We start from the raw sequence: 5,464 nt of genomic DNA on the forward strand, positions 1-5,464 counted from the left end.
CAGCCTTTGCGCCCGGCCATTTGCTGCTGTGCTTCGAACGCCAGGCAAGGCCGCCGCTGATCCCCCGGTGTGGCGCCCGCTGGCGCGCGTACCAGCGCCATTACCAGACACTGATCGAGGACGAGCACTTGAGCGAGCGCCTGCTGGGCAGCGACTTCGCCAAGGCGTACGAGGAACAGATTCGTCTGATCTCAACCCTTCACCGTTATCCAGGATGATCTTCATGTCCCGAGTCACCGTTGCATTGTTGTGCGCTGTAATGGGTTTGCTGGGTGGTTGCTCCCTGTCGCCCTTTTCGAAGTTGACCAAGCTGGACCTGACACTGACCGCCAGCGAACGGGTCAACCCTGATCTCCATGGTCGCCCGTCGCCGATCGTGGTGCACCTGATGGAGCTTCGACACCCCGTGGCTTTTGAAAATGCGGACTTTTTCAGCCTTTATGCTCATGCCGAGCACACGTTGCCCAAGGACCTGGTGAACCTCGAAGAGCTGGAGTTGCGCCCCGGCGATCACTCCACGCTCAAACTCAGTCTTGAGCCCGGCAGTCGTTATGTCGGCGTGCTGGCGGCGTACCGTGATTTGCCTCACTCGCAATGGCGCTATGTGTTGCCGGTGACCGCGCAGCGATTGACCGGCGCTGAACTGATCCTTGATCAGGCCGGCATTCGGTTGGTCAACCCGCAACCCGCGAAGGTGGGCGACTGACATGTACAGCCAAAAAGTCATCTGGCAGGAAGGCATGTTGTTGCGCCCTCAGCATTTCCAGCAAAACGATCGGTACCACGATCAGCAACTCACGCGCCGCACCCAACTGTTGTGCCGTCACGCCTGGGGCTTCCTGGCCCTGGAAATCGATGTGCAATACCTCAATATGGGCAAGGTCGTTATCAGCCAGGCCAGCGGCATATTGCCGGATGGCAGCCTGTTCGAGCTGGGCGGCGCGATGGAGTCGCTGGTGCTGGAGGTTCCGGTAAATACCGGGAAGCAGTCGATCTACCTGGCCTTGCCGCTGGCCACAGGTAACTGTGTTGAAGCCCGTCGACCCGAGCAGATTGATGTGTTGGCGCGCTACAAGACTCTTGCGGTAGACGTCAGCGACTCCAACGCCGGGGAAGAAGCTCGCCGTCAGGTCAATTGCGGGCAGCTGGATTTTCGCCTGTTGCTGGGGGAGCAACACAGCGACCCGCATTACGTGAAGCTCAAGGTTGCCCAGGTGCTCAGTTGCACTGAGGAGGGCGTCAGCCTGGACCCCGATTTTATCCCGAGCTTCATTCACCTGCATGGCTCCGGCTACCTGCTGTCTTGCCTCAAGGAAGTGATCAGCCTGCTCGCTTACCGGGGGGATGCCATCGCCGAGCGGATTCGCGCCAACGGTACCGCCGCCGGCGCGGAGGTTGGCGACTTCCTGATGTTGCAATTGATCAATCGCACCGAACTGGTCTTGCGTCACTACCTGGGCCTGAGCCAGGTCAGCCCTGAAACGCTGTATCGAACATTGCTGTCGATCCTGGGTGAACTCGCGACGTTTGCCAGCGACAGCAAGCGTGCGCACTTCGAGGGGCATTACCGGCACAGCGACCAGGGCGCCAGCTTTCGTGGATTGATGGAGCCGATTCGCAGCCTGCTGTCGATGGTGCTTGAGCAGCATGCCATTGAGCTGGCGCTGCAGCCTCGCCAGTACGGGGTGCTGGTGTGCCCGGTGAGCGATCTCAACCTGCTGGGTTCGGTGACCTTCATTCTGGCCGCCAGCGCCCATTGTGACGCCGAGGAGCTTCGACACCGGCTTCCGGCGCACCTCAAGGTCGGCCCCGTGGAGCGGATTCGCGAGTTGGTCAACCTGCAGTTGGCGGGCATCAAGGTCAAGCCGCTGCCGGTGGCTCCCCGGCAGATACCGTTTCATGCCGCCAACACCTATTTCATGCTTGAACTCGGTGCCCGGGACATTGAGCAGTTGAAGCAGTCGGGAGGATTTGCCTTCCACGTCAGCGGTGAATTTGCCGAACTGGAACTGAAATTCTGGGCCATCAGGAACTGAGACCATGGACAGGGAATACCCGCAGGACGAGAAAACCGTCCTGCTTGATCGACAGGGACGCGGACCGGCGCAGGGACCGATGACCGACTTCGCATCGCCGCCGCGTTTCGAACAACTGGAAGACCGGATGATCTACGCGGCCCGCTTGCAGGGCGCGGAGCATTTCGACATTGGCCTGAACAGTTTGGTGGCGCCTGCCTGGGAGCTGTTGTCCGAGGTGGTCCGCCTCAAGCGCAGTACCGCCGAGGAAAGCCTGCGCGCCCTGAATGAACGACTCTCGGCTGCAGTCACGCTGTTCGAGACGCGGGCCCGGCATGACGGGGCCCAAGGCAGCGAGGTCATGGCGGCGCGGTATGTGCTGTGCAGCGTGATCGACGAGGCAGTGGTCACCACCTCATGGGGCAGCCAGAGCGATTGGTCGAAGATGAGCCTGCTGAGCAGTTTTCACAACGAAACCTTCGGCGGCGAGAAGTTTTTCCAGTTGCTTGAGCGCATGTCGAGGGACCCCTTCAAGCACCTGGCGATGCTGGAGTTGATGTACCTGTGCCTGTCCCTCGGGTTTGAGGGCAAGTACCGGGTCATGGAGCGTGGGTTGTTGCAGCTTGAACAGGTTCGGGACGCGCTGTATCGGCAGATCCGGCATGTGCGGGGTGATACGCCTGCGGCGTGCGCGCCGTCGCCCAGGCCGGAACAGCCGCGCCGGAAACGGCTGAGGGTCGTGTCGCTCACCTGGATTGCAGTGTTTGTCGCCGCCAGCCTGTTGAGCCTGTATGCAGGATTTGCCTGGGTGCTGGGCCAGCAGCGTGAAGCGGTGTTGCAACCGTATCAACTCGTGGCGCCGGATATGTTCCGGGCGCCGCTCTAACGCAGGGAGCAACGCATGAACGCATTCTTCAGGAGCGCGGGCGCCGTGCTGGGCAGGGTTTGGGTCTGGAGCCTGCTGCTGGTGCTCGCGGTCGCAATGACCGTGTGGTTCTTCGGGCCACTGCTGGCTGTCGACGACTATCGATTCTGGCAAGCGGCGGCATCGCGCTTGCTGACAATCAGCGGGCTGTTTTTGTTGTGGGGCCTGGCGATGGTGTATGCCAATTGGCGCAGTATGGCCCGGCAATCAACCGTCGATGACGGCGAGCCACGCCCGCGCAAAGGCCAGGTTGAAAACGAGCAGCGGCACCTGCGCGGTCGCTTCAAGGACGCTTTGTACACCCTGAAACACTCCCGGATTTATGGTGAACGCAGCCCGCGTTGGCGTAATGCATTGCCCTGGTATTTGCTGATCGGCAAGGAAGGCAGTGGCAAGTCCCGGATGTTGGCCGCCAGTGGCTTGCAGTTGCTCCAGGATCAGGGCGCGTCGGTAGCGACGCAGGGCGGTGCCACGCGGGACTGTAACTGGCATTTCGCCGAGGACGGCGTGTTGCTCGACGTCGCCGGCCGCTACCTTACCCAGCCTGACAGCCAGGTCGATGGCGCGGGTTGGTCGACGCTGCTGGAGCTGCTCAAGGTGCGGCGCCGGACACGCCCGCTCAACGGTGTGGTGGTGGCGCTGTCAACGGACACATTGCTCCATGGCAGCGAGCGTGAGCTGGAGAATGAGGCGCGGGCAGTCCAGAGTCGGTTGCTGGAGATCCGCCAGACGTTGCATGTGGAGGTGCCGATCTACCTGGTGGTGACCCAGGCCGACCGCCTGCCGGGGTTTGCGGAGTTCTTCGAGCGGCCGTTGGGCGAAGGCAGTGATGCGGTGTTGGGCGAATCTATCGTCCCAGGCAAAGCGGGTATTGGCATTGCCCAGGTACGACAGGCGTTTGAAGCACTGCTGCAGCGCTTGAGCGGTGAGCTTGTGCAGCGCCTGCACCAGGAACGCAACAGTGATCTGCGCGGACGGATGCTCGACTTTCCCCATCAGGCGGCCCGGATTGGCGAACGCCTGAGCCTCTATATCGACGTTGCTTTTTGCGGCCCGCGTTATCAGCACACTAACGGCTTTCGTGGTTTCTACTTAACCAGCGCCGACGGTGGCCCACAGGCACTTGAACCACGTTCGCACTTTATCCAGGGCTTGTTCAGCCGGGTGATTCTGGCGCAAGCCGACCTGGCGGACCTCGATAGCCAGGAGCGCCGTCGAATCCGCCGGCACCAGGGGGGGCTGGCCCTGGGCGCACTAGTGGTCGTCGTGGCGGCGGGCTTGCTGTGGACCCACAGTTACTCCTCCAATCATCAGCGTCTGGAGCAACTGCAGGCGCTGGCACGACAGCCCGCACCCGTGCAGCCTGGGTCAGACGCTACCCAGGCACTCCTGCCGCTGCTGGACAGCCGCCTGGCGGCCACGCGGATTTTCCCCTTGCCGGGCGAAGCCAGGCTGGTTGAGCGGATGGGGTTGTATCAGGGCAGTATCAGCCGTCCGGTGCTGGAGCAGGCCTACGAGCGTGCCTTGGGCCGGCTGTTGCTGTCCCAGGTCAGCGAGATGCTGCAGGAACAGGTTCGCGGCAGCCTGGAAGATCGTGAGCGGCTGCTGGATAACCTCCGGGCGTACCTGATGCTCAACCTGCGGGAGCGTCGGGATGTCGGCTGGCTGCGTGAGCGGGTGGCGGGGCATTGGTCTGTACGGTTTGCCGGTGAGCCCTCCGTGCAAAACCGGTTGAATGAACATTTCGCGCGCTTGCTTGAGCAGCCGTTCGTGCAGCCGCTCGATGACGAGCTGGTGGCCCGCGCGCGCCACGTGTTGCGCGGCGAATCGCTGGTTGACGTGGTGTACCGGGTGCTGCGCGAACAAGCTCGCGGCCTTGAACCGTTGCGCCTTGCACACGGGCGGGTGTTTGACGGGGGCGAGCGTTCCATTCCGGGGTTTTATACCCGCACGTACCAGCGGCATTTTGAAGCGCAGGGCGCGCGGCTGGTGAACACCATCGTCCAGGACAACTGGGTGCTGGGAGAGGGCGCCGACCTGAGCGCCATGGATTTGCAACGGTTGATGGTGGAGCTTGAACAACGCTACTTCAGCGAGTATGCCGATGCCTGGAGCGAGGCGCTTGGGCAGGTTGGCCTGCGTGAAACTGAAAACTCCAGGCAAGGCGCCGAGCAGCTCGCCAGCTTGACGTCGGCCCAGTCGCCGTTGTTGCAGTTGTTGCAGCAGGTTCGTGACCACACGCGCCTGCCGTCGGCCAGTGAGCGCCTCGACGAGCTGGCTGCCAAGCTGCCTGGGCCTGCGGCAGAGCGGTTGCCGACCGCCGCCGGGCTGGTCAATGCCTTGCCCGACAGCGCACGGCGAGCCATGCAGCGCCGCTTCGAGCCCTTGCACCAGTTGCTGGACAGCCAGGAGAACCCGGGGGCCGAGTTGACCGGCGTGTTACAGGCACTCAACGACTTGCACCTGCAGTTGGCGAGCTTGAATCGCGAAGGCGCGCCGGAGCCGGTCGCGTTCGAGATGGTCA

General features: G+C 62.5%; 5 protein-coding genes. All 5 read left to right on the forward strand.

What is annotated here, in order from left to right; all coding sequences use genetic code 11:
* Nucleotides 1-218: type VI secretion system-associated FHA domain protein (locus HX846_RS21185; RefSeq protein ID WP_372242006.1), on the forward strand; the 218-nt coding region annotated here is incomplete at its 5' end.
* A 5-nt stretch (nt 219-223) separates the two neighbouring features.
* Nucleotides 224-706: a type VI secretion system lipoprotein TssJ gene (gene tssJ, locus HX846_RS21190; protein WP_102604778.1), complete on the forward strand. Its 483-nt coding sequence runs from the start codon at nt 224-226 to the stop codon at nt 704-706.
* Nucleotide 707: 1 nt separating this feature from the next.
* Complete coding sequence (gene tssK, locus HX846_RS21195) at nt 708-2,036, forward strand: type VI secretion system baseplate subunit TssK (RefSeq protein WP_178966046.1); 1,329 nt, start codon at nt 708-710, stop codon at nt 2,034-2,036.
* A gap of 4 nt (nt 2,037-2,040) precedes the next feature.
* Nucleotides 2,041-2,901 (forward strand): type IVB secretion system protein IcmH/DotU, encoded by an 861-nt coding sequence (icmH, locus tag HX846_RS21200; protein WP_102369323.1) that lies wholly within the window; start codon nt 2,041-2,043, stop codon nt 2,899-2,901.
* A 15-nt stretch (nt 2,902-2,916) separates the two neighbouring features.
* Nucleotides 2,917-5,464, forward strand: a 2,548-nt coding sequence (gene tssM / locus HX846_RS21205) for a type VI secretion system membrane subunit TssM (protein WP_178966047.1), incomplete at its 3' end; no start/stop codon positions are given.

Origin of the sequence: Pseudomonas sp. K5002 (assembly GCF_013386655.1) — a bacterium.
GTDB lineage: Bacteria > Pseudomonadota > Gammaproteobacteria > Pseudomonadales > Pseudomonadaceae > Aquipseudomonas.